A 23,914-nucleotide genomic window follows, 5' to 3' on the forward strand; every position below is an offset into this window, starting at 1 on the left:
GGTCTAAATAAGGGTCTTTGCGCCGAAAATGTAACGGGGCTAAAGCCATACACCGAAGCTTAGGGTTCGTAGCAATACGAGCGGTAGCGGAGCGTTCTGTAAGCTGATGAAGCCATACCCGTGAGGGGTGGTGGAGGTATCAGAAGTGCGAATGCTGACATGAGTAACGTAAGGGGAGTGAGAGACTCCCCCGCCGAAAGTCCAAGGGTTCCTGCTTAAAGTTAATCTGAGCAGGGTTAGCCGGCCCCTAAGTCGAGGCAGAAATGCGTAGACGATGGGAACCACGTTAATATTCGTGGGCCTGGAGGTAGTGACGGATCATTGAGGTAGTCCAATCTTATCGGATTGAAAGGGCTGCTGCGTGGTTCCAGGAAATAGCTCCTCCTTATAGACCGTACCCGAAACCGACACTGGTGGACTGGTAGAGTATACCAAGGCGCTTGAGAGAACTATGCTGAAGGAACTCGGCAAATTGCACGCGTAACTTCGGAAGAAGCGTGACCCTTTCATGCGCAAGCATGGGAGGGTGGCACAGACCAGGGGGTAGCGACTGTTTATCAAAAACACAGGGCTCTGCGAAGTCGCAAGACGACGTATAGGGTCTGACGCCTGCCCGGTGCTGGAAGGTTAAGAGGAGGGGTGCAAGCTCTGAATCGAAGCCCCAGTAAACGGCGGCCGTAACTATAACGGTCCTAAGGTAGCGAAATTCCTTGTCGGGTAAGTTCCGACCTGCACGAATGGCGTAACGACTTCCCCGCTGTCTCCAGCATAGACTCAGTGAAATTGAATTCCCCGTGAAGATGCGGGGTTCCTGCGGTTAGACGGAAAGACCCCGTGCACCTTTACTATAGCTTTACATTGGCATTCGTAGTGGCATGTGTAGGATAGGTGGTAGGCTTTGAAACCTGGGCGCCAGCTCAGGTGGAGCCACCCTTGAAATACCACCCTTATCACTATGGATGTCTAACCGCGGCCCGTTATCCGGGTCCGGGACAATGTATGGTGGGTAGTTTGACTGGGGCGGTCGCCTCCTAAAGAGTAACGGAGGCGCGCGATGGTGGGCTCAGAACGGTCGGAAATCGTTCGCTGAGTGCAATGGCATAAGCCTGCCTGACTGCGAGACTGACAAGTCGAGCAGAGACGAAAGTCGGTCATAGTGATCCGGTGGTCCCGCGTGGAAGGGCCATCGCTCAACGAATAAAAGGTACGCCGGGGATAACAGGCTGATGACCCCCAAGAGTCCATATCGACGGGGTTGTTTGGCACCTCGATGTCGACTCATCGCATCCTGGGGCTGGAGCAGGTCCCAAGGGTATGGCTGTTCGCCATTTAAAGCGGTACGTGAGTTGGGTTCAGAACGTCGTGAGACAGTTCGGTCCCTATCTGCCGTGGGTGTAGGAATATTGAAAGGATCTGTCCCTAGTACGAGAGGACCGGGATGGACGGATCTCTGGTGGACCTGTTGTGGCGCCAGCCGCATAGCAGGGTAGCTATATCCGGACGGGATAACCGCTGAAGGCATCTAAGCGGGAAACCCACCTTAAAACGAGTATTCCCTGAGAACCGTGGAAGACGACCACGTTGATAGGCCGGGTGTGGAAGAGCGGCAACGCTTGAAGCTTACCGGTACTAATAGTTCGATCGGCTTGATCGTTCTCATTCCTTATGCCCATCGTGAACACGATGGATGGCACAGAAAACAGCTTCTCGAACAACGTGCGCTTTGCCGACCTGGTGGTTATGGCGGAGCGGCTGCACCCGATCCCATTCCGAACTCGGCCGTGAAACGCTCCAGCGCTGATGGTACTTCGTCTCAAGACGCGGGAGAGTAGGTCGCTGCCAGGTCTGCCAAGCGCACGTTGAAAGTCTTCTCTTACGAACAGGCCCGCCAACGGGATTTCGGGCCGCGCAAGCGGCCCTTTCATTTGGCGACAGCTTGAATTCGGTAAGCTTCGGCTTATTTCCATGGTTGACGCGGGGTGGAGCAGCCCGGTAGCTCGTCAGGCTCATAACCTGAAGGTCACAGGTTCAAATCCTGTCCCCGCAACCAAATCGGCCCGCCAAGTCATTGACTTGGCGGGCTTTTTGATTCCGGAGATGCGCTTGCCGGCAGCCGCGTACGTCTGCGCGACTCTTGCCGTGGAATTGGAACGCTCGCCCAGCGCTCATGGCGCTGGCCGCGTGAACAGGGTTCGGAACAGCTCCTCCGCACGCCGCAGGCCTTCATCTGTCAGAACCACCGACTTCGCCTTGTTCGCTGGATTCGCGATCAGTCCTTTCTGGTGCAAGCGATCCAGAGCATCCCAATCCAACCCCTTCCAGGCGCGCCTCTCTTCATGCAGCGTTAGCCAAAGCAGGCCCAGAACGGCATTGTCGATCTTGTCGGTGTCCAAATCCATGCAAGAAGTCTAACACGCGAAACGTCGACTGACGCGGTCCACGCCTGACGGTTACTGTATGTCAACCTGCGACAGGTTCGAGCCGATTGGCGTTGGCAGCTATTCCTTCGCTATGTGAAAGGGGAGTAGGATCGCGGCCGCGGCTATATTGTCGCGGCGAACAGCCCATGACCCTCTTGAAGGCCGTGCTGAAGGCGCTTTCGGATTCGTAGCCGAGCGACACGGCAATGACGGAAATGGGATCGCCGGAATTCGCCAGCCTGTCGCCGGCCAGCAGCATTCGCCAGCGGGTCAGGTAGTCCATGGGTGTGGCCCCAACCGTCTCCTTGAATTTCAGCGCAAAGGTCGATCGCGACATGCCGGCGCGCTCTGCCAGCGCCTGCAACGTCCAGCCATGCGCCGGATCGTTGTGCATGGCGTTAATCGCCGCCCCCATCTGTTTGTCTGCCAGGGCGAAGAGCCATCCGACACCGCCTCTCAAACCTTCCGCCAGATGCAGCCGCAGGGCCTGAACCAGCATCATGTGGGCGAGGTGTTGTATGACCAGAAAGCCGCCCGGCTGCGGCTCGCGCAGCTCCTGCATCATCCGCTCCACGGACCAGCGCAGCGCCGCCTGGTCCGGTTCGTTGCGGATATGCACGATCGGCGGCAGCATCCGCAGCAGGATGCCGGCGTGATTGCCGCCAAGCGCGAAGCGGCAGCTGACAAGAAAGAAATCGCCGCCGCCATTATGCGAGACGATGCCGCCATTGCGCGCGGCCGGAAAAATCGTGCGGGCCTCGACAGGCGTCAAGTTCATATCGCTTGCAAGACGGAAAGGCCGCCCGCTCGGCAGCAGGAAGCAGTCCCCCGTTTCCAGGCGCACTGCGTCGGCAACGCCCTCCACGGACAGCCAGCACCGGCCGGAGACCACGGAGCCGCATTTGATGCCTTCCTGCTGGTCGGGGAACTGGATCGACCATTCTCCACCCGCGTCAAAACCAGCGGACATATAATTGCGCGGCTTCAGCAGCGACAGCACATCTGAGAGCGGATCCATGGGTCATCCCGGACGATTGCGAAGATAACGCAAGCTTTACAGCACAGATCGTATTTCCTCAATGACCTGTCACGATAGTGGCGCGGGCTTTCGCATTTCAAAGGTCGGCTCCTTCAATGATCGCCATAAGCCACAATTGGACGTGAGAAGGTTTCGAAATACCGGTGGTGAGGAGGTTTCGATCGAACCTGACGCGTAGTTCCTGATCGCAGGGTAGCCAAATGGCGGAAATTGAAGTGCGCATACTGCCCAACTGGCAACAAATGATGTGGCCGGACGTTTGGGCACAAGCGGTGTCGAGTACCAGAAGGCGCGCTAGCCGGGCAGAAGGTATTCCGAGGCTGGTGGACCTGAAGATTTCCCGGTTCCCGGCCGTGCAGGCGATTTTGACACCGGATCGCCAAGGGAGGAAAAAATGGCTGAAGGTCATTCCAAATTAGACGGGCCGGATCTGGTCCAGGGCATCGCGTTCGCTGATCTTCCAGATGGCGGCAAATTAGTCGGCCATTGTGGCAACGAGCAGGTACTGCTCATGCGCCGCGGGGCCGAGGTCTTTGCTATCGGAGCGACGTGCACGCATTATGGCGGGCCGCTCGTCGACGGTCTTGTGGTGGAAGACACCGTCCGGTGTCCTTGGCATCATGCGTGCTTTGATTTGCGTACGGGCGAAGCCTTACGCGCGCCCGCCTTCAATCCACTCGCTTGCTGGTCGGTGGAACAACGCGATGATCAAATATTCGTGGGCGAGAAGCGTAAACGGACGGCACCGAAGCAGCGCAATGGAAGCCCCGGCCAAGTCCCCGAGAAAATCGTCATTGTCGGCGGCGGCGGGGCCGGTTTCGCAGCGGCCGAAAAACTGCGGCGCGAACACTATCAAGGCAGCATCGTGATGCTCAGCAACGATGAAGCACCGCCGGTTGATCGACCCAATCTTTCCAAGGACTACCTCGCTGGCAAAGCACCGGAGGATTGGGTTCCGCTGCGCGGAGAAAGCTTTTACTCCAAGAACGATATCGACCTACGTCTCAATGCGAACGTCGCCAGCATCGATGCACGTTCTGGCGAGGTCGTACTCGCGGACGGGGCCAGGACTCCTTACGACAGGCTGCTGCTTGCGACCGGAGCCGAACCGGTTCGTCTCACCATCCCCGGCGCCGACCAGCCACATGTTCAAACGCTGCGCTCGTTCGCAGATTGCAAGGCGATCATCGAGCGAGCCGCGACTGCGCGCCGCGCCGTCGTGCTTGGTGCCAGTTTCATTGGCCTGGAAGTTGCCGCGGCCCTGCGCTCGCGCAATATCGAAGTTCATGTCGTAGCGCCGGAAAGACGACCCATGGAGCGGGTCCTGGGTTCGCAAATGGGTGACTTCATCCGCGCCCTGCACGAGGAGAATGGCGTCATATTCCATCTTGAGGATACCGCGAGCAGCATCGACGGCAGGAAGGTGACACTCAGCAGTGGCGACACGTTGACCGCGGATTTCGTCGTCGCCGGCATCGGCGTGCGACCGCGGACCGGGCTTGCCGAAACGGCAGGGCTGGCCGTTGACGACGGAGTCGTCGTGAACGCGTTTCTGGAGACGAGCGCACCAGGGATCTTCGCGGCCGGTGACATTGCGCGGTGGCCCGATCCTCACAGTGGCGAGAACATTCGGGTCGAGCACTGGGTTGTCGCAGAGAGGCAGGGGCAAACAGCGGCTCTCAACATGCTCGGCTATCGCGAGAAATTCGCCGCTGTGCCGTTCTTTTGGAGCCAGCATTACGATGTTCCCATCAACTATGTCGGCCATGCCGGGCAATGGGACGAGATCGCGGTCGATGGAGACATCATTGCCAAGGATTGCCTGCTACGCTTCAAGCGCGAAGGGCGCACGCTGGCGGTCGCTTCGATCTTCCGCGACATCGAGAGCCTAGAGGCCGAGGTGGAAATGGAGAGCCAAATGACCTAGCGCAGCCACTCCGGAACAAAGTCAAACACTGCCACGACGGCTCAAACAAGCTTCACAAGGCTCAACCGTCGCGGTTTTGCTGTTCGCTCAAACCGGTTACCTGCTGGAGCACTTTCGCCACGACACAATTTCTCGAGGCCTGATTCCTCAGGCCATCTACCGGTGGTTTCCCATGCTGGCGTACATGCCGGTGGTGCGGAACTGCGTCGGGTTGATGCCGTACGACCTGCGGAAAACCTTCGAAAAGTAGTTAGCATCTTCGAAGCCGCACATGATGGCGACCTCCTTCACGGGCAGGAAGTCGACTTTTGTCAGCAGTTTCGCCGCACGCTGCAGTCGCTGTTGCAGCACGAATTCGGCGGGCGGAATGCCTTCGCTCTCGGCGAAGCAGCGCGAGAAATGCGCGCGGCTCAGCCCGCTGATCTCGGCGAGGTCCGCAACGCAGAGCGGCCTGTCGAGATTGGCCTTGATGTGGTCGACCACCGGTTGCATGGCGCTCTTCTCGTCGGCGAAGGCATGCGAGCCGAAGACATCGTCGTAGAGCGCCATCGCCGCTTCGTAAGCTACCGCCGACGCAGCCCCGGGCGATGCCGCTCCGGTGATGAGGCGCACGCTGCAATCGGCGAGATGATCGATCGTCGACGGCTGCAGCCGCAGCACCGGACCAACGGCGGCAAGGATCGACTTGTGGATGCGCAGCGCCTCCTCGCCATTCATCGATATCCAGAAATATTCCCAGCGTTCCCCCTTGGCCAGCCAGTAACGGTGGTTGTGCGGCACCAGAACCAGCAACGTATCGCCCTTCTGCAGACGGTAGTTGCGGCTCTCGTAGCGCAATCGGCCAGTGCCGCTGATCGTGTGCTGGAGCACGGTGAACGGGGTCTGGCCGCGCTTGCGCCCATCCCAGTCGTAAACCTCGTTTTCGCGCACTTCATAGCCGGCACTTGTCGGCATGGTGTGCAGGCGCTGGCGGCCGCGCGGCAGCGAGACGGTTCTGCTCGACGGCCCGGTTTCGATCAAGTTGCGCAGCACAAAATTACCCCTGAAAGCATAATCCTTCTCTGTTCGCTGTCTCCATTAGGCGCATAATACCCTTCAAGAAGCAAAACAAACTACGGTCAAGGAGCGGACAGGAGGAGACGCCGGATTCCAGCCTTTCCTGGCAATGCCAAGGCGAGGGGATCAGACCTCCATTCGCTGCCCTTTGCCTAACATTCGATCAGGTCGAGGTGAGGCTGATGAGTTTCAAAATCGCTATCATCGGTGCAGGCAGCGTCGGGTTCACCAAGAAGCTCTTTACCGACATTCTGTGCGTTCCCGAATTCCGGGACATCGAGTTCGCGCTGACCGATCTTAGCGAGCACAACCTGCAGATGATCAAGGCGATCCTCGACAAGATTGTCGAATTCAACAAGCTGCCGACCAAGGTTACGGCGACGACCGATCGCCGCCGTGCGCTCGAGGGTGCCCGCTACGTCATCAGCTGCGTTCGTGTCGGCGGCCTCGAAGCCTACGCCGACGATATCCGTATTCCCCTGAAATACGGCGTCGACCAGTGCGTTGGCGACACGATCTGCGCCGGCGGCATTCTCTACGGCCAGCGCAACATTCCGGTGATCCTCGATTTCTGCAAGGACATCCTGGAGGTCGCCGAGCCCGGCGCGAAATTCCTCAACTACGCCAACCCGATGGCCATGAACACGTGGGCGGCGATCGAATATGGCAAGGTCGATACCGTCGGCCTCTGCCACGGTGTCCAGCACGGTGCCGAACAGATCGCCGAAGTGCTCGGCGCCAAGTCGCGCACCGAACTCGACTATATCTGCTCCGGCATCAACCATCAGACCTGGTTCATCGACCTGCGTCTCAACGGCCGCAAGATCGGCAAGGACGAGCTGATTGCCGCTTTCGAAGCACATCCGGTCTATTCGCAGCAGGAGAAGCTGCGCATCGACGTGTTGAAGCGCTTCGGCGTCTATTCGACCGAAAGCAACGGCCACCTTTCCGAATACCTGCCCTGGTATCGCAAGCGGCCGGACGAAATCACCCGCTGGATCGACATGTCCGACTGGATCCACGGCGAAACCGGCGGCTACCTTCGCTACTCGACCGAAACGCGCAACTGGTTCGAAACGGAATTCCCGCAATTTCTCGAATCCGCCGCCAGACCGATCGATCCGAGCAAGCGCTCCAACGAGCATGCGAGCCATATTCTGGAAGCGCTGGAGACGAACCGCATTTATCGCGGCCATTTCAACGTCAAGAACAATGGCGTCATCACCAACCTGCCGCAGGACGCGATCATCGAGTCGCCCGGCTTCGTCGACCGCTTCGGCATCAACATGGCCGCGGGCATCACATTGCCGGAGGCCTGCGCCGCCACCTGCATTTCGTCGATCAACGTTCAGCGCATGTCGGTGCATGCCGCGATCGCCGGCGACATCGACCTGCTCAAGCTCGCCGTGCTCCACGATCCTCTGGTCGGCGCCGTTTCGACGCCGGAGGAAGTCTGGCAGATGGTGGACGAGATGGTCGTCGCCCAGGCCCGCTGGCTGCCGCAATACGCCCATGCCGTGCCGGCCGCCAAGGAACGTCTTTCGAACTCCAAGGTGAAGACCCGCGACTGGGCGGGCGCGGCGCGGCGCCAGGTACGTTCGATCGAGGAATTGCGCGCCGAGAAGACGGCGATCAGGCAGGCCGGCTGAAATCGTCCGACGCGGATGCGGCGATTTCCGGGAGGGGGATTTCACCGCGATGGAGCCGCGCAGTTCAAGGAAAAGCGGAGCAGCGACAAACGCTCCGGAACATGAGGGAGGAGAGATGATGACATATTTCCGAAATATTAGCATTCTCGCAGGGCTGACGCTGAGCGTTTCGGCGTCGGCGCTCAGTGCGTACGCATCCGAGCCGACCGTGCCGCCGGTGCCCGCGCAATTTCCCGCCGAGGGAAAAATCAAATATGTCGCGCGCGACTCCATCCTGGAGTTCAAGGCGCTTCCGGAATACCACGAACCCGATTGGGTCACTGGGAAATACGTCAAGGCAGGCAAGCTGCCGCCGGTCAAGGATCGCCTGCCGAAAGAGCCGCTGGTCTTCAAGACCGGCAACATGCCGGATGGCATCGGCGTCTATGGCGACACGATGCGCCACGTCATCGGCGGCCGGCCGGAAGGCTGGAACTATGGCGCGGGCCAGACGCAAGGCTGGGGCGGCATCGACATCGGCCTTTCCGAATGCCTGACACGCACGGCGCCGCTGTTCCAGGTCGAGGCCAAGGACACAGAGCCGCTGCCGAACCTCGCCAGAGGCTGGGACTGGTCGAAGGACGGCCACACCCTGACGATGCACCTGGTCGAAGGCGCGAAATGGTCGGACGGCGTTCCGTTCAATGCCGACGACGTCATGTTCTACTGGGACGACGAGGTCATGGACCCGAACGTTTCGCCTCTCAACGGCGCGACCCAGGAAACCTTCGGCGTCGGCACGACGCTGAAGAAGATCGATGACTACACCGTCGAGTGGGCGTTCAAGGACGCCTTTCCGAAACAGTATCTCTATGCCATGGCCTACGGCACCTTCTGCCCCGGCCCGTCGCATATCCTGAAGCCGCAGCATCCGAAATATTCGAAGAATACCTACGAGCAGTTCAAGAACGCCTTCCCGCCGGAATACATGAACCTGCCGGTGATGGGCGCCTGGGTGCCGGTGGAATACCGCCCGGACGACATCATCGTACTGCGGCGCAATCCGTACTATTGGAAGGTGGATGAGAAGGGCAACCAACTGCCGTACCTGAATGAGCTGCACTACAAGCTTTCGACCTGGGCTGACCGTGACGTTCAGGCTGTGGCGGGGTCGGCGGACATCTCCAACCTGGAGCAGCCCGAAAATTTCGTCGCCTCGCTGAAGCGAGCGGCGCAGCCTGATGCACCGGCCCGTCTCGCCTTCGGCCCGCGCCTGATCGGCTATAATCTGCGCATGAATTTCTCAGCCAATGGCTGGGGCAACCCCGACGAACGCGGGCAGGCGGTCCGCGAGCTGAACCGCAATGAGGATTTCCGCAAGGCCGTCACCATGGCGCTCGACCGCAAGGCGCTCGGCGATTCGCTGGTCAAGGGCCCGTTCACCGCCATCTATCCGGGCGGCTTCTCCTCGGGCACGAGCTTCTATGACCGCAACTCGACCGTCTCCTATCCCTTCGATCTCGAAGGCGCCAAGGCGGAACTTGCCAAGGCAGGCCTGAAGGACACGGATGGCGACGGCTTCGTGAACTTCCCGGCCGGCACCGCCGGCGGCAAGAACGTCGAGATTGTGATGCTGGTCAACAACGACTACACCACCGACAAGAGCCTTGCAGAGGGCGTCGTCGGCCAGATGGAGAAGCTTGGCCTTCGTGTCGTCCTGAACGGGCTGAACGGCACCCAGCGCGACGCGTCCAACTACTCCGGCCGTTTCGACTGGATGGTCAGGCGCAACGATCAGGAGCTCACCTCCGTCGTGCAAAACACCGAACAACTGGCCCCCGTCGGTCCGCGCACGAGCTGGAACCACCGCGCTCCGGAAAACGGTCAGGTCGATCTGATGCCGTTCGAGAAGGACCTTGTCGACATTGTCAACAAGTTCGTCTCGACGCAGGACAATGACGAGCGCGCCAGCCTGATGAAACAGTTCCAGAAAATCTCGACGGAACACGTCTACAATGTCGGGCTGACCGAATATCCCGGCGCGCTGATCATCAACAAACGCTTCTCCAACATCCCGCAAGGAACGCCGATCTTCATGTTCAACTGGGCCGAGGACTCGATCGTCCGCGAGCGGGTCTGGGTCGCTGCTGACAAGCAGCAGAAATACGAACTGTTTCCCGAGCAGCTTCCCGGTAAGCCCGGGGACAAGGGTCCGACGAACTGAGTTTCCTCCCTGGCTGAAACCTCCCGGCCGCGCTGCGAGCGCGGCCGGGACAAGACAAGCCAGCGGCCTGAAACCCGAAAGCAAGGAGGACGAACGGTCCGATGCTGCGATTCCTGTCTATGCGCATAGCATCCGCAATACCGGTTCTCGTCATTCTGAGCCTGGTCACCTTTGCGATCATCCAGGCGCCGCCGGGCGATTACGCCGACTACATCCGCTCGCAGCTCATCAACCAAGGTGGAGCCTCATTCGCCCAGGCCGACGCGCAGGCGCGGGCCTACCGCATCGAGCATGGCCTCGATAAGCCGTTGCCGGTCCAGTACCTGAACTGGATCGCCGGCATCGTCACCCGCGGCGATTTCGGCTACAGCCTCTATTACAACAAGCCGGTCGCCGATGTCGTCGGCGAACGGCTGCCGCGTACGCTGCTGCTGGCGCTTGTCTGCCACCTGTTCGCTTCAGTGCTAGGCATCGGCTTCGGCATCTGGGCCGCGACGAGGCAATACAGCTGGATCGACAGCACGCTTTCAGCAATATCCTTCCTCGGCATGACGGTGCCGCGCTTCCTGATGGCGCTGATCATCGTGTACCTGCTGGTCTTCCAGTTCAACGTGTCCGAGATCGGCAGCTTCTTCTCGCCGCAATATGGCGGCGCGCCGTGGTCCTGGGCGAAGTTCGTCGACCTCGTCGGGCATGTCTGGCCGGTCGTGGCGATCGCCACCTTCGGCGGGCTCGCCTACAACATGCGTGTCATGCGCGGCAACCTGCTCGATACGCTGAACGCGCAATATGTCGAAACCGCCCGCGCCAAGGGGCTGAGCGGAGGCGCGGTCGTCATGCGCCACGCGGTGCCCAACGCACTGCATCCGCTCGTCATGTATCAGGGCGTGGTGCTGCCCTACATGCTGACCGGCGAGATCGAGACGGCGATCATCTTTGCGTTGCCGACCGTCGGCCCGGCGATCGTCGGCTCGATGGCGGTCGGCGATGTCTATGTCACCGCGACCTTCATGATGGTGCTGTCGGCGACGCTGATCATCGGCAACATCATCGCCGACATGCTGCTGGTGATGCTCGACCCCCGCGTGCGCCAATATGCAGGGGCTTGAGATGCTTGCTTTCGACACCTCGCTGCCGCCGGTTCCCGAGGAACCCGTCAAGATAAGGCCGCGCGGCAATGAGAGCTACATCGCACTGGTCTGGCGTCGCCTGAAGCGATCCTGGACTGGCATGGCCGGGCTCATCCTGGTCGCGCTCCTGGTCCTGGTGGCGGTGTTTGCCGATTTTTTCGCACCTATGGACCCCAAGGTGACCGACGTCGGCTTCGCCCCTCCGCAAGTGATGAGCTTCCATGACAAGGACGGCAATCTTGTTTTCCAGCCACGGGTCTATGCCCTGGCGGATTCGGAAGGCCTCGATCCGGTGACCTTTCAGCCGGTCGTCGGGCCGGACTATGACCATCCGCGGTTGCTCGGCTTCTTCGTCAAAGGGGCCGACTACAAGCTCCTTGGCTTGATCCCTGCGAACCGGCACTTCTTCGGCTCGACCGACGGCCAGCCGGTGCATTTCCTCGGCACCGACAAATTCGGCCGCGATGTGCTGGCCCGTGCCATCTATGGTTCGCGCATCTCGTTGATGATCGCACTGACCGTGGTCTTCATCGTCACCGTGATCGGTACAACCGTCGGCATGGTGTCGGGCTATTTCGGCGGCGCGTTCGATGTCTGGGTGCAGCGTTTCGTCGAACTGGTGCTCGCTTTTCCGCAGTTGCCGCTCTATCTGGCGCTGACGTCGCTTGTCCCAGTGACGGCGCCGACGAACGTCTTCCTCGCCTTCGTCATCATCGTCATGTCGGCGCTTGGCTGGGCGCAGATGTCGCGCGAAGTCCGCGGCAAGACCCTAGCGCTTGCGCGGATCGACTATGTCCGCGCGGCGATGGCGGTCGGCGCCACCGATGGCCGCATCATCATGCAGCACATCTTCCCCAACGTGATGAGCCACGTCATCGTTGCCGTCACATTGGCGATCCCGAGCGTCGTGCTGCTCGAATCGTTCCTGGGTTTTCTCGGTTTCGCGGTGAAGCCGCCGCTGATCTCATGGGGCCTCATGCTGCAGGACACCGCGACCTACTCGGTCATCGGCACCTATCCCTGGATCCTCTCGCCCGTCGGTTTCGTGCTTGTCACCGTCTTCGCGTTCAACGCGCTTGGCGATGGGCTGCGCGATGCGGTCGACCCTTATTGACGTGACATGATGGTTGAAACGCTTATCAAATCCTTTGCACCGCCTGTCCGGCTCGACCATGATGGACGTTCGGAAAACCCGGTCATCGACGCCCGCAGCATCGCGGTCGATTTCAAGGTCGAGGACGGCATCGTCCAAGCCGTCAAGGATATCTCCTTCCAGCTCTATCGCGGCGAGACGATCGCCATCGTCGGCGAATCCGGATCGGGCAAGTCGGTGACGGCGCGCACCGTCATGGGCCTGTTGTCGAAGCGCGCCGTCGTGTCGCCGAAATCGACCGTCGAGTACGATGGGGAGAACATCCTGAAATTCTCCGAGCGAGCCCGGCGCAAGCTGCGCGGCGACCGCATTTCCATGATCTTCCAGGAGCCGATGAGCTCGCTCAATCCGATCTACACGATCGGCAGCCAAATCGTCGAGGCGATACGGGTGCATCGCAGGATGAGCCGAAGGCAGGCGGAGGCGCGAGCGCTCGAGCTTCTACAGCAGGTGCAGATTCCGGACCCCTCGGCGCGGCTGAAGCAATATCCGCACCAGCTTTCCGGCGGCCAGCGCCAGCGCGTGATGATCGCCATGGCGCTTGCCAACGATCCGGACGTACTGATCGCCGACGAGCCGACAACGGCACTCGACGTCACCGTTCAGGCGCAGATCCTCAATCTCATTCGCAACCTGCAGAAGAAGTTGCGGATGGCGGTGATCCTGATCACACACGACCTGACCGTGGTGCGGCAGTTCTCCGACTATGTCTACGTCATGCAGCACGGCGAGATGCGCGAGCACAATGTGACGGAAAGGCTTTTCGCCAATCCGCAGCATCCCTATACACGCCACCTGCTTGCCTCCGAGCCGCGGGGCCAGGCAAATCCGTTGCCGCAAGGCGCCGACGTCATTCTTGAGGCCAAGGGCGTTCGCGTCTCCTTCATGCTGCGGCACGGCACGTTCCTGAAGCCGGACCTGCGTGAGCTCGTCGCCGTCGACAGTCTCAACCTGACCCTTCGCCGCCACGAGACGCTGGGCCTCGTCGGCGAATCCGGATCGGGCAAGACGACCTTCGGCGAGGCGCTGCTCAGGCTCAACAATACGGCCAGCGGCGAGATCTATTTCGACGGCCAGCCGATCCATGGCTGTACGCGGGCGCAGATGCGGCCTTTGCGCTCGCGCATGCAGGTCGTTTTCCAGGATCCGTTTTCATCGCTCAACCCGCGCATGACGATCGGCCAGATCATCGAAGAAGGGCTTGTTGTCAACAGGATCGGCGCCACGAAGAACGATCGGCTCGTGCGGGTGCGCGAGGCGCTGATCAGTGCCGGCATGCCGGGCAACATCCTGTCGCGTTTCCCGCACGAGTTTTCCGGCGGCCAGCGGCAGCGTATCGCGATCGCCCGCGCCATCGCGCTCGAACCCGAATTCATCGTGCTCGACGAGCCAACATCGGCGCTGGACCTCTCGGTCCAGGCGCAGATCATCGAACTGCTGCGCAGGCTGCAGCGCGAACGAGGCCTCAGCTACCTCTTCATCTCGCACGATCTCAAGGTCGTGCGAGCCCTGTGCCACCGCGTCATCGTCATGCAGCACGGCAAGGTCGTGGAGGAGGGGCCCGTCAATGAAGTTCTGTCCAATCCCAAAACCGCTTACACCGAACGGCTAGTCAAAGCCGCTTTCGAGGTAGCCTGATCGCATATGCCGGAGGTTGTTGTGGCAAGAAATCCCAGGATCGCTTTTATCGGAGCTGGCTCCACCGTTTTCATGAAGAACATCGTCGGCGATCTGCTGCAGCGTCGGGCATTGTCAGGCGCGACGATCGCGCTGATGGACATCAATCCGCAAAGGCTCGAAGAAAGCGCGGTCGTCGTCGGCAAGCTGATCTCGACGCTCGGGGTAAAGGCCAGGGCCGAAACCTATTCCGATCAGCGCGAGGCGCTGGCGGGTGCCGATTTTGTCGTCGTCGCCTTCCAGATCGGCGGTTACGAGCCGTGCACGGTCACCGACTTTGAGGTTCCGAAGAAATATGGCCTGCGTCAGACCATCGCCGATACGCTCGGCGTCGGCGGCATCATGCGTGGCTTGCGAACCGTGCCGCATCTCTGGAAAATCTGCGAGGACATGCTCGCCGTCTGCCCGCAGGCGATCATGCTGCAATATGTGAATCCGATGGCGATCAACACCTGGGCGATCGCGGAGAAGTATCCTGATATCAAGCAGGTCGGCCTCTGCCATTCGGTGCAAGGCACGGCGATGGAACTGGCGCATGATCTCGACATTCCCTACGAGGAGATTCGCTATCGCTCGGCCGGCATCAACCACATGGCCTTCTACCTGAAGTTCGAGCATCGCCAGCCGGACGGCTCCCACCGCAACCTCTATCCGGATCTCGTGCGCGCCTACCGCGAAGGCCGGGCGCCGAAGCCTGGGTGGAACCCGCGCTGCCCGAACAAGGTGCGCTACGAGATGCTGACGCGTCTCGGCTACTTCGTCACCGAAAGCTCCGAGCATTTCGCGGAATACACGCCCTACTTCATCAAGGAACGGCGCGAGGATCTGATCGAGAGGTTCGGCATCCCGCTCGATGAATATCCGAAGCGCTGCGTCGAGCAGATCGAACGCTGGAAGGGGCAAGCGGAAGCCTATCGCTCGGCTGACAAGATCGAGGTCGAGCAGTCGAAGGAATATGCGTCCTCGATCATGAATTCGGTGTGGACGGGTGAGCCGTCGGTGATCTACGGCAACGTCCGCAACAATGGCTGCATCACCTCGTTGCCATACAATTGCGCGGCCGAAGTGCCGTGCCTCGTCGATGCCTCTGGCATTCAGCCCACCTACATCGGCGACCTGCCGCCGCAACTGACCGCGCTGATCCGTACCAACATCAACGTGCAGGAACTGACGGTTCAGGCACTGATGACAGAAAACCGCGAGCATATCTACCACGCGGCGATGATGGACCCGCATACCGCAGCCGAACTCGACCTCGACCAGATTTGGTCGCTGGTCGATGATCTGCTCGCCGCTCACGGCGACTGGCTGCCCGCCTGGGCACGCAAACCTTCCAGGGTCCGGGCCGCCTGATAGGCACCATCTAGACTAGTTTCCGTCCATAAACGGCAAGCTATTGATTTTGTTTTGTAAATCGTAGCTTTGCGCGGGCAAGGCCCGGCGGTTTCAGGTAAACTTTGGTCTCATGCCACTGATTCCAAAGGCCTGCTACCGCCGGAGCCGACAATGCGCCAAGAACGCACCGTCCAAGCCAGTATATTCGATGTTTTCGCCACCCACGAGATCGGCCATGAGTTGAAGGCGATGTCGCAGTGGCTGGATGAGCATCGCGACCTGCTTGGTCTGGTGGTGCGAGATCTGGGTCGACGTGGCGTCAAGGCCACCGGACGGCAAGGCCTGCCGGCCGAAGCGGTCTTGCGCTGCGCGCTCCTCAAGCAATACCGCCAACTGAGCTATCAGGAGCTGGCCTTCCATCTGGAGGACTCCGCATCGTTTCGGGCTTTTGCGCGGCTGCCGTGGTCATGGAGCCCGCAGAAGTCGGTGCTGCAAAAGACGATCAGCGCGATCCGGCCTGAGGCCTGGGAAGAGATCAATCGGGCACTGCTGTCGAGCGCCCAGCAGACGCAGCTCGAAGATGGGAATGTCGTGCGGCTGGACAGCACTGTGACCTCAGCGTTCATGCACGAACCGAGCGACAGCAGTCTGTTGTGGGACGCCGTCCGGATCATGGTGCGCCTGTTGAAGCAGGCTGGTGCCTTGGCCGGCGGCGCCGGCTTGGGGGAATGGCGCGATCACTGCCGCGCGGCCAAAAAGCGAGCCCGCAAGATCCAGTTCACACGTGGTCGACCCAATCGTGTCCAACTCTACCGTGAACTGATTGCGATCACCCGCGGGACCTTGGCCTATCTGCGGCAGGCAGCCGCGCAATTGGCCGTGGCGAGCGATCCGCTCATCGAACTCTGGCAAGCCCAACTCTGTCACTATCGGCCGCTGATCGAACGCATCATCACACAAAGCGAGCGGCGGGTGCTGGCCGGCGAGTTGGTGCCGGCCAGCGAGAAGCTGGTCAGCCTGTTCGAACCCCATGCCGATATCATCGTCAAAGGCGGCCGCGATACCGAATACGGCCACAAGATCCTATGAGGGAGGGTGGATAGCGACCTGCGCTCTGGCAAAGTGAGGTTGCTAGATTAACGCCTTACTCTGGAGACCGACATGCCCATTGCAGCAGCTAGCCGATCCGACGCGCCGACCGCTATCCGTATTGATCTTGGCGCAATCTTCGTCTCATTGGAATTGAGCCGTTCGAAATGGTTGATCACGTCGCTGTTGCCGGGCGGTGGCGAGAAGATGTCGAAGCATGCGGTGGCGGCCTGCGATGTCGTGGGCATGCTTGCGTGGTTTGCCGAGCTCAACAGGAAGGCAGAGGCGCGGACCGGACGGTGCTTTCCGGTCATCGTGATCCAGGAGGCCGGGCTCGATGGTTTCTGGATCCACCGCGTTCTGCAGGCCGAGGGGATCGAAAGCCACGTCGTCGATCCGGCGTCGATTGCAACCTCACGCCGGAAGCGCCGGGCAAAGACCGACAAGATCGACGGCGAGGCGCTGCTCCGGGCGTTGCTTGCTTACAAGAGAGGCGAGCCGCGGGTGTGTGCAATGGTCCGGGTGCCGACGCCCGCCGAGGAGGACCGCCGCCGCATCTCGCGTGAGCGCAAGGCCTTGACCACCGAGCGCGTGCGCCACCTCAACCGCATCAAAGGTCTGCTGTTCGCCCAGGGCGTGTCCGGCTACGAACCGCTGCGCCGAGACCGGCGCAAGCGGCTTGAGGAGCTGAAGACCGGCGACGGCCGTCCGCTTCCCGTACATTTGAAGGCGCAGATCGGCCGGGAACTTGATCTGCTCGAACTGCTGCTGGAACAGATCAAGGCGGTCGATGCCGAACGCGATGCCATGTTCGCTGCCGCTGAGGCGGTCTCGCCGGCTCCGGCGATGCTGCTCAACCTGAAAGGCATCGGGCTGGAGTTCGCCACTGTCCTGTGGTCGGAGGGGCTGTCGCGTCACTTCGACAACCGGCGACAGGTTGCCGCCTATGCGGGCCTTGCTCCGACACCTTGGCAGAGTGGGAAGATCGATCACGACCAGGGGGTTTCGAAAGCCGGCAATCCCAGGCTGCGCACGACGCTGATCCAGCTCGCCTGGCTGTGGCGGCGCCATCAGCCACGATCGGCGCTCACCTTGTGGTTCGAGGACCGGGTCAAGCAGAACGGCGGCCGTCTCAAGAAGACGACGATTGTTGCGCTCGCCCGCAAGTTGCTCGTGGCGCTGTGGAAATACGTCAACGCGGGCGTCGTCATCGAGGGCGCAGCCATGAAGACCGCCTGATGCGTTACCCGAACTGAATTCTGCAATCTTCCAGGACCCGATCAGTCTTGGCGGATCCAGGTGGGACGAACCGAAGGTTGGGATGGCATCTGAAATGCCGACCATAAGAATGGTCCCGTCCTCCTGAGCCTTGTCCGTCGCAAGCGGGATGTTGGTGCCGCTGTCTCGAGCAGCGACCGTATACAAGTTGGATCTGGCTCGGCAACGAGCCGCGTCATGCAATCAGGCTCAGACCGCGGATGCCGCAGTAACCATAGGTAGAAAATGCCGCCCTAGACGAAGTTCCCGCTTGACCTTCCTCATACAAGCTCAACCTGATCACCGGCAGGAGCGGCATGATCCTCGATCTGGTGATCGAGGCGGGCAATCCGCGCGACAGCGATCGGTTGCTGCCGATGCTGGAGCGCCACATCGCCTTCTATGGTCAAGCACCGCGGCAGGCGGCGGCCGATGGCGGCTTCGCCAGTCGCGACAACCTGGCCAAAGCGAAGGCCTGGGGCGTTCGCGATATGGCATTCCACAAGAAAGCCGGCCTCAGGATCGAGGACATGGTCCGAAGCAATTGGGTCTACCGCAAGCTGCGCAACTTCCGCGCCGGCATCGAAGCCGGAATATCATGCCTCAAGCGCGCTTATGGCTTGGCGCGTTGCACCTGGCGCGGTCTTGATCACTTCAAGACCTACGTCTGGTCCTCGGTCGTGGCTTACAACCTCGTCCTCTTCACACGCCTCAAGCCGACCTGACGCCGGTCCGCTGTTTGGAATGCGTGGCACCGGCTGACTCCGGTCTCGCGGCATGCGCGGCCGCGCCCCGTGACGACATTTTGCCGACAACCAGCGCACTCTCGCCCGCCCACGCCCCGACAATCGCTTCCGGAAGAGGGTAAGTGCCTGTAAACGCAGTAAAATATACGCGTTTATGGACGGAAACTAGACTAGACGATGATCCCGAAACCTCGGCTCGGAAAAGATCATGGCCGCCGAGCCTCACCAGTTATCTGGAGGTGGCCGCTGTCCTGGCTTGATGGCGCTGGCGGGCATATTCGACGCAGGCGTCGACCGTGCTGACACAGAGCCCATCGCGGTTGTTCGGCAGGTTGTTGTCGCCCGCATAAGCCACCTCGGCAACATGGCCGTCGACCATTCGAATCTGCGTGTTGCAATAGCCGCCAGGCGCCACATTGACAGATCCTCCAACCGCCGGGATCGCCCCCACCGCCAAGGTTGGAATCACGACGTTGAGATTGCCGCGTTGAACGGTGCGCTGATAGGTCCAGATCTGGCCAGATCTGCCCGCATCAGCGGTGGCAGTCGGAAAGCCGGCGCACATTCGGACGTCCGCCTCGCTGAGACCGACCATCTCCTTGCGGGCTGCTGCCGCTGTCGCGTCTTCCTTTGCAACGCTCGACGTATCGTCAGGAACGACGCAGGAGGACAGGATGGAACTGCTGGCCGACAGAACGAGAAGGGCAAGCTTGCGGATGCGGGAAGATGTCATACCGACTATTGGAATTGCGCGCCCCTGGCATCCAAGCTAGGCAACCAGACAATCGAGTCAACCTGCGCAGGTTCACGATATCGTTGTCGTGCTCAGTCGAGACGTGTCAGGGAACCGCCGCGAGCACCGTTCAACCGGTTGGAACGCTTTCCAGGCGTGGTCGTGTTTCGCGAGCGACAAAGCTGCGCCAACCGCCATAGGCGGAGATGTCGATCGCTGCCGACAGGCCGGCGGTTTCGGTCAGGAAACCCTTCGCCGATGATCCATCATCAAGCTCGATCGTGCCGATGCCGAGCGGCGGCGGGATGGCGGCGACGAAGCGCCCGAAGGCGTCGGGCGCGAGCCGCCAGACCTCGACCTCGATTGCCATCCCGTCTCTGGCGACGCGGACCAGCCCCGGCTTGGGCACGGACTGGCCGGCGAGCGCGTAGAGCTTGTAGGAGGGCGTCGTCTTGGTCGCTCTCGAGAACCGCGCGCCGAGATCCTTCAGCTGACCATTGAGGGGCATCGCCGAGAGATGGGCGCCGACGACCACCAGCTCGATCGAACCGTCCTCGGCCAGGGGCGCGCTCGTAAGCAGGCGGGGCTGCGGCCATCCGGTTGCACCCAGCGACAGGCCGCTTGCGGCATGCAGGTCGCGAGCGACCATTGCGGCAAGAGCATCTCGCCCGGCGGCGGCTAGTAACGTGATGCTCATCGGCAGGCCGTCGTCACGTTTGCCCGCCGGCACGGTGATGCCGCACATGTCGAGCAGGTTGACGAAATTGGTATAGGTGCCGAGGCGGCTGTTGGTGACGATCGGGTCGGCAAGAACAGCCTCGACCGTGTAGTGGGTCGGCGCGGTCGGCACGCAGAAAAGGTCGACCGAGGCGATGATCGGCGCCAGCCCGGCCTTGTAGGCCTGCAAGGCATAGAGGCCGCGGAAGGCATCGGCGGCCGAAAGATTTCGTGCGCCGCCGATGATCTTTCGCGTGACAGGATTAAGCGCCGTTTCGTTCGCCTCGAAGAAGGCGCGGATCGCGGCGTAGCGCTCAGCGACCCAGGCGCCTTCGTACAGAAGGTTGGCGGTGGCGTAGAAATCGCCGAAAGGGATTTCTACAAGCCTGCAGCCCAGCGTCTCCAGAGAGGCAAGAGCAGCCTCGAAGCCGGTTTGCATCGACGAGTCGCCGAAGAAGTTCCGATCCGCTTCGGCCGGCACGCCAACCGTCAGCACCGGCGGGCGTTGGGGGAGCGGCGTGACGGCGACCTGCTTCGAGTAGGGATCGGATGGATCGAAGGCCGACGCGACACCGAGCACCGCGTAAGCATCGTCGACGGTCAGCGCGAAGATCGAAACGCAGTCGAGCGTCCGGCATGCCGGCACGACACCTGCCGTCGACAGCGCGCCGACCGTCGGCTTCAGCCCGACGATGTTGTTGAGGCCAGCGGGTATGCGGCCGGAGCCGGCAGTATCGGTGCCGAGCGCGAAGCAGGCGATGCCGCGCGCCGTTGCCACGGCGGAGCCCGACGAGGAGCCACCCGGTACCAGTTTCGGATCGATCGCGTTTCTGGGGATCGGATAGGGCGTGCGCACGCCAACGAGGCCGGTGGCAAACTGGTCGAGATTGGTCTTGCCGACGACCAAAGCCCCGGCTCCCTTCAGACGCTCGACAACGGTGGCGTCCTTCGCAGGTTTGTAAGCATATCCGGCGCAGGCAGCCGTGGTCGGCATGCCGGCGACGTCGATATTATCCTTGACGGCGAAGGGAATGCCCCAGAGCGGCTTCGCCACGGGATCGAACGGGCCGAGCCTTTCTACTTCGGCAAGCATGTCCGCTTTGCTGGCAAGATGGATGAAGATGCCCGGATCGTCAGCCGCCGCGAGGCGTGCATGGACCGTATCAATCATCTCGCCGATGCTGACGCCGGCCTGATAGGCCGCGTGCAAGCTCTTTATGTCGAAGCGGATGTCGCTCATTTGGCCTCCCCAAGAATGATCACCGGCAGGTCCCATTGGATCAGCACGACGCAGCCGTCTTTCGTCCATACTGAATGCTCGGTCCCGACCGGGTTCAGGATCAGGCTTCCAGCGGGATAGTCGCCGTTCTCGTCGCTCTGGGTACCTTCCAGCACGATGATCGTCTCCAACCCGACATGTTGGTGGCGTGGCACGCCGGCGCCAGGCCGGTAGTTCAGGACTGCGACCGACGGTTCGACCGGCCCGCCCTTGAGCAGCCAGTGCACGGTGATGCCATCGCGAAAATGCTCGAATTCCAGATCACGCCAGCCGTCATCGAGCAGGCCGGCAAAACTCAGATTAGGCATTGGCAATTCCCTCGATCACCTGGTCGGTCGTCGCCGTCCAGCCGACGATGGCGCCTTGCGCCCTGATCATGGCCAGTGCGGCCGCCTTGAACTCGGCAAAGTAGCTCTCCGTCGCATCTTCGGCGAGCAGGCACTCGTAGCCGCGGTCGTTGGCCTCGCGCATCGTCGTCTGCACACAGACTTCCGTCGTCACGCCGGCAAAGACGAGCTGCTGCGCGCCGAGCCGCTTAAGGTCGTCACCGAAGCTGGTCGCGTAGAACGCGCCCTTGCCGGGCTTCTCGATGACGATCTCACCAGGCAGCGGTGCAAGCTCGTTGAGGATCGCCGTTCCCGGCTCGCCTGCGATCAGCACACGGCCCATCGGGCCGACATCACCGATCCGGATCGACGGATTGCCGCGATTACGCTTGGCCGGAGGCAGGTCCGAAAGGTCCGGCCTGTGGCACTCCATGGTGTGGATCACCGGCAGGCCAGCGGCGCGAAACCCCGCGATCAGCCTCTTCACCGTCGGCACGATCGCCACAACCCGGCTGACGTCGTTGCCGAGGCTGGCGCCGAAGCCGCCCGGCTCGGCGAAATCGCGCTGCATGTCGATGACGACAAGCACTGTCGATTCCGGCTTGAAGGCAAACGGAAACGGCAGCGCCTCGATCTCAGCCATCAGTGATGTCCCGCCATGTGCTCGCCGATGGTCTGCACGATAGCCTGCGCGACCGGCGTCTCGTAGACCAGAGCGCCGTCCGACATGACGAAGATGCGGTCGGACAGCTCCAGCAACTCGTCAAGGTCCTCCGATATCAAGAGCACGGCAGCCCCGGTGTTGCGCGCCCGCATGATGCGCGCGCGGATCTCGGCGACAGCCGAGAAGTCGAGGCCGAAGCACGGGTTGGAGACGATCAGCAGATCGACCTCGCCCGTGAGTTCGCGGGCGAGCACGGCGCGCTGAACATTGCCGCCCGAGAGCGACGAAATCGGCGAGGAAAGCGAAGCGGTCTTGACCTTGAACTGCTCGACCAGGCGGGCGCTGAACGCCTTGATGGCGCCGGCGCTGATCCAGCTCACCGGTTTGCCATTGCCGTCGATGTCGAAGGTGCGGAACGCGATGTTCTCGGCAACGGTCATTTTCGGTGCGCAGGCATTCTTCAGCGGTTCCTCCGGGATGAGGCGGACATTGAGCGCGCGGGCCTCGCCACGCGTCGACGCATAAGGCGCGCCCTTGATCAGCACTTCGCCGCCGTGACGGGCACGCTGGCCGGCCAGCACTTCCATGAACTCCTTCTGACCGTTGCCGGAGATGCCGGCGATGCCGACGATCTCGCCGGAGCGGACGCCAAGATCCTCGATCCTGATCGACTTGAGTCCGGTACGGTCCGGCGCTTTCAGCGATTTGACCTTGAGCACGATCTCGGCGTCCGGCTTCGGCTCGGCGCGGCTGTCCAATGCGGCGATCGGTTGGTCGCCGATCATCATCGCCGCCATCTGCTTTTGGGACAGGTCCGATACTTTTCTCGTTCCGGTCAGCTTGCCCTTGCGCAGCACCGTGATGTCGTCGGCAAAGGCCGTCACCTCATGGAACTTGTGCGAGATCATCAGCACGGTGATGTCGCCAGCCCTGGTCATGTCCCGCACCAGGCCAAGCACCTCCTGCGCCTCGCCAGGGGTGAGCACGGACGTCGGCTCGTCGAGCACCAGGAAACTGCGGCCAAGATAGAGCTGCTTGATGATCTCCAGCTTCTGCTTCTCGCCGGCGGCGAGTTCGGCCACCTTGACGTCGAGCGGCAGCTTGAACGGCATCCGCTGCATGAAAGCGGCAAGCTCGGCGCGTTCCTTGCGCCAGTCGATGATGTCAGGCACCTTTTCGCGCGAGATGACCAGGTTCTCGGCGCCGGTCAGCGACGGGACGAGCGTGAAATGCTGATAGACCATGCCGAGCCCAAGTGCCGAGGCATCCCTTGGACTGGCGATGTCGACCTCGCGTCCTGCGACCAGAATGTCGCCGGAGGTCGGATGGTAGAACCCCATCATGCATTTGACCAGCGTCGACTTGCCGGCGCCATTCTCGCCAAGCAGCGCGTGGAACGACCCTGCCGGCACCTTGATCGAGACGTCGTCCAGCGCCATGAAGGCGCCGAAGCGCATGGTCATGCCGATGGTCTCGACGCCGACGGCCTTATTGCGAATAGTTTGGCTCATCGT

The 23,914-nt window shown here is 61.3% G+C and carries 17 protein-coding genes, 1 tRNA gene, 2 rRNA genes and 2 pseudogenes (1 of these 22 cut by a window edge); 14 read left to right on the forward strand and 8 right to left on the reverse strand.

Translation table 11 applies throughout. The features are described 5' to 3' along the window. The 3 genes from EN859_RS06235 to EN859_RS06245 all read left to right on the forward strand — a co-directional run. Positions 1-1,654: ribosomal RNA gene (locus EN859_RS06235) — 23S ribosomal RNA — on the forward strand (it extends 1,144 nt beyond the left edge of the window). Between the two features lie 76 nt (positions 1,655-1,730). Then, positions 1,731-1,845: ribosomal RNA gene (gene rrf / locus EN859_RS06240) — 5S ribosomal RNA — on the forward strand. Positions 1,846-1,973: 128 nt separating this feature from the next. Continuing rightward, positions 1,974-2,050, forward strand: a tRNA-Met gene (locus tag EN859_RS06245). 115 nt (positions 2,051-2,165) lie between these two features. On the opposite strand, the gene EN859_RS06250 is transcribed toward EN859_RS06245, so the two are convergent. Further along, complete coding sequence (locus EN859_RS06250; protein WP_127852420.1) at positions 2,166-2,399, reverse strand: DUF6429 family protein; 234 nt, start codon at positions 2,397-2,399, stop codon at positions 2,166-2,168. A 61-nt stretch (positions 2,400-2,460) separates the two neighbouring features. Next, positions 2,461-3,438, reverse strand: a complete 978-nt coding sequence (locus tag EN859_RS06255; protein ID WP_127852419.1) for an AraC family transcriptional regulator — start codon at positions 3,436-3,438, stop codon at positions 2,461-2,463. Between the two features lie 221 nt (positions 3,439-3,659). Between EN859_RS06255 and EN859_RS06260 the strand changes: the two genes are divergently transcribed. Continuing rightward, a complete protein-coding gene (locus EN859_RS06260) occupies positions 3,660-3,878 on the forward strand; it encodes a hypothetical protein (RefSeq protein WP_127852418.1) in 219 nt (72 codons plus the stop codon). Beyond that, entirely contained in the window at positions 3,854-5,386 is a 1,533-nt protein-coding gene (locus tag EN859_RS06265; protein WP_127852417.1) for an FAD-dependent oxidoreductase, read from the forward strand. The genes EN859_RS06260 and EN859_RS06265 overlap by 25 nt, the downstream gene beginning before the upstream one ends. 156 nt (positions 5,387-5,542) lie before the next feature. Here the strand turns inward: EN859_RS06265 and EN859_RS06270 are convergent, their stop codons facing one another. After that, the gene (locus tag EN859_RS06270) at positions 5,543-6,340 is read right to left on the reverse strand and encodes an AraC family transcriptional regulator (RefSeq protein WP_127852642.1); all 798 of its coding nucleotides are present in this window, start codon (positions 6,338-6,340) and stop codon (positions 5,543-5,545) included. 284 nt (positions 6,341-6,624) lie between these two features. Here EN859_RS06270 and EN859_RS06275 point away from each other — a divergent pair, with 284 nt between their 5' ends. The 9 genes and pseudogenes from EN859_RS06275 to EN859_RS06315 all read left to right on the forward strand — a co-directional run. Next, a complete protein-coding gene (locus EN859_RS06275) occupies positions 6,625-8,091 on the forward strand; it encodes an alpha-glucosidase/alpha-galactosidase (RefSeq protein ID WP_127852416.1) in 1,467 nt (488 codons plus the stop codon). Between the two features lie 118 nt (positions 8,092-8,209). Next, positions 8,210-10,294, forward strand: a complete 2,085-nt coding sequence (locus EN859_RS06280) for an ABC transporter substrate-binding protein (RefSeq protein WP_127852641.1) — start codon at positions 8,210-8,212, stop codon at positions 10,292-10,294. Between the two features lie 101 nt (positions 10,295-10,395). Beyond that, positions 10,396-11,403, forward strand: a complete 1,008-nt coding sequence (locus tag EN859_RS06285) for an ABC transporter permease (RefSeq protein ID WP_127852415.1) — start codon at positions 10,396-10,398, stop codon at positions 11,401-11,403. A gap of 1 nt (position 11,404) precedes the next feature. Next, on the forward strand, positions 11,405-12,538 hold the full coding sequence (locus EN859_RS06290) for an ABC transporter permease (RefSeq protein WP_127852414.1): 1,134 nt from the start codon (positions 11,405-11,407) through the stop codon (positions 12,536-12,538). Between the two features lie 9 nt (positions 12,539-12,547). After that, complete coding sequence (locus EN859_RS06295; protein WP_127852640.1) at positions 12,548-14,215, forward strand: ABC transporter ATP-binding protein; 1,668 nt, start codon at positions 12,548-12,550, stop codon at positions 14,213-14,215. Between the two features lie 21 nt (positions 14,216-14,236). Then, positions 14,237-15,607 (forward strand): alpha-glucosidase/alpha-galactosidase, encoded by a 1,371-nt coding sequence (locus EN859_RS06300; protein ID WP_127852413.1) that lies wholly within the window; start codon positions 14,237-14,239, stop codon positions 15,605-15,607. Positions 15,608-15,760: 153 nt separating this feature from the next. After that, positions 15,761-16,672, forward strand: a pseudogene (locus EN859_RS06305) (transposase); the annotation flags it as partial. A 78-nt stretch (positions 16,673-16,750) separates the two neighbouring features. Then, the gene (locus EN859_RS06310) at positions 16,751-17,917 is read left to right on the forward strand and encodes an IS110 family transposase (protein ID WP_127852412.1); all 1,167 of its coding nucleotides are present in this window, start codon (positions 16,751-16,753) and stop codon (positions 17,915-17,917) included. 302 nt (positions 17,918-18,219) lie between these two features. Further along, positions 18,220-18,660, forward strand: a pseudogene (locus EN859_RS06315) (transposase); the annotation flags it as partial. A gap of 250 nt (positions 18,661-18,910) precedes the next feature. Here the strand turns inward: EN859_RS06315 and EN859_RS06320 are convergent. From EN859_RS06320 to EN859_RS06340, 5 genes are all read right to left on the reverse strand, one after another. After that, positions 18,911-19,414 carry a hypothetical protein gene (locus tag EN859_RS06320; protein ID WP_127852411.1) on the reverse strand — a complete coding sequence of 168 codons (504 nt, stop codon included), beginning with the start codon at positions 19,412-19,414 and terminating at the stop codon, positions 18,911-18,913. A gap of 130 nt (positions 19,415-19,544) precedes the next feature. Further along, on the reverse strand, positions 19,545-21,371 hold the full coding sequence (gene atzF / locus EN859_RS06325) for an allophanate hydrolase (RefSeq protein ID WP_127852410.1): 1,827 nt from the start codon (positions 21,369-21,371) through the stop codon (positions 19,545-19,547). Beyond that, positions 21,368-21,718, reverse strand: coding sequence for a cupin domain-containing protein (locus EN859_RS06330; protein ID WP_127852409.1), 351 nt, complete (start codon positions 21,716-21,718; stop codon positions 21,368-21,370). The genes atzF and EN859_RS06330 overlap by 4 nt, the downstream gene beginning before the upstream one ends. Beyond that, complete coding sequence (locus EN859_RS06335; RefSeq protein ID WP_127852408.1) at positions 21,711-22,379, reverse strand: isochorismatase family cysteine hydrolase; 669 nt, start codon at positions 22,377-22,379, stop codon at positions 21,711-21,713. The genes EN859_RS06330 and EN859_RS06335 overlap by 8 nt, the downstream gene beginning before the upstream one ends. Continuing rightward, on the reverse strand, positions 22,379-23,911 hold the full coding sequence (locus EN859_RS06340) for an ABC transporter ATP-binding protein (RefSeq protein WP_127852407.1): 1,533 nt from the start codon (positions 23,909-23,911) through the stop codon (positions 22,379-22,381). Before EN859_RS06340 ends, EN859_RS06335 begins: the two co-directional genes overlap by 1 nt. Between the last annotated feature and the right edge of the window lie 3 nt (positions 23,912-23,914).

It is taken from the genome of Mesorhizobium sp. M00.F.Ca.ET.216.01.1.1 (genome assembly GCF_004010325.2).
In the GTDB taxonomy this organism is placed as follows: Bacteria; Pseudomonadota; Alphaproteobacteria; order Rhizobiales; family Rhizobiaceae; genus Mesorhizobium.

Excerpts from the sequence above, each read along its gene's own strand:
- EN859_RS06250 (WP_127852420.1), bottom strand. The coding sequence starts at position 2,399 with ATGGATTTGGACACCGACAAGATCGACAATGCCGTTCTGGGCCTGCTT.
- EN859_RS06255 (WP_127852419.1), bottom strand. The coding sequence starts at position 3,438 with ATGGATCCGCTCTCAGATGTGCTGTCGCTGCTGAAGCCGCGCAATTAT.
- EN859_RS06260 (WP_127852418.1), top strand. The coding sequence starts at position 3,660 with ATGGCGGAAATTGAAGTGCGCATACTGCCCAACTGGCAACAAATGATG.
- EN859_RS06265 (WP_127852417.1), top strand. The coding sequence starts at position 3,854 with ATGGCTGAAGGTCATTCCAAATTAGACGGGCCGGATCTGGTCCAGGGC.
- EN859_RS06270 (WP_127852642.1), bottom strand. The coding sequence starts at position 6,340 with ATGCCGACAAGTGCCGGCTATGAAGTGCGCGAAAACGAGGTTTACGAC.
- EN859_RS06275 (WP_127852416.1), top strand. The coding sequence starts at position 6,625 with ATGAGTTTCAAAATCGCTATCATCGGTGCAGGCAGCGTCGGGTTCACC.
- EN859_RS06280 (WP_127852641.1), top strand. The coding sequence starts at position 8,210 with ATGACATATTTCCGAAATATTAGCATTCTCGCAGGGCTGACGCTGAGC.
- EN859_RS06285 (WP_127852415.1), top strand. The coding sequence starts at position 10,396 with ATGCTGCGATTCCTGTCTATGCGCATAGCATCCGCAATACCGGTTCTC.
- EN859_RS06290 (WP_127852414.1), top strand. The coding sequence starts at position 11,405 with ATGCTTGCTTTCGACACCTCGCTGCCGCCGGTTCCCGAGGAACCCGTC.
- EN859_RS06295 (WP_127852640.1), top strand. The coding sequence starts at position 12,548 with ATGGTTGAAACGCTTATCAAATCCTTTGCACCGCCTGTCCGGCTCGAC.
- EN859_RS06310 (WP_127852412.1), top strand. The coding sequence starts at position 16,751 with ATGCCCATTGCAGCAGCTAGCCGATCCGACGCGCCGACCGCTATCCGT.
- EN859_RS06320 (WP_127852411.1), bottom strand. The coding sequence starts at position 19,414 with ATGACATCTTCCCGCATCCGCAAGCTTGCCCTTCTCGTTCTGTCGGCC.
- atzF (WP_127852410.1), bottom strand. The coding sequence starts at position 21,371 with ATGAGCGACATCCGCTTCGACATAAAGAGCTTGCACGCGGCCTATCAG.
- EN859_RS06330 (WP_127852409.1), bottom strand. The coding sequence starts at position 21,718 with ATGCCTAATCTGAGTTTTGCCGGCCTGCTCGATGACGGCTGGCGTGAT.
- EN859_RS06335 (WP_127852408.1), bottom strand. The coding sequence starts at position 22,379 with ATGGCTGAGATCGAGGCGCTGCCGTTTCCGTTTGCCTTCAAGCCGGAA.
- EN859_RS06340 (WP_127852407.1), bottom strand. The coding sequence starts at position 23,911 with ATGAGCCAAACTATTCGCAATAAGGCCGTCGGCGTCGAGACCATCGGC.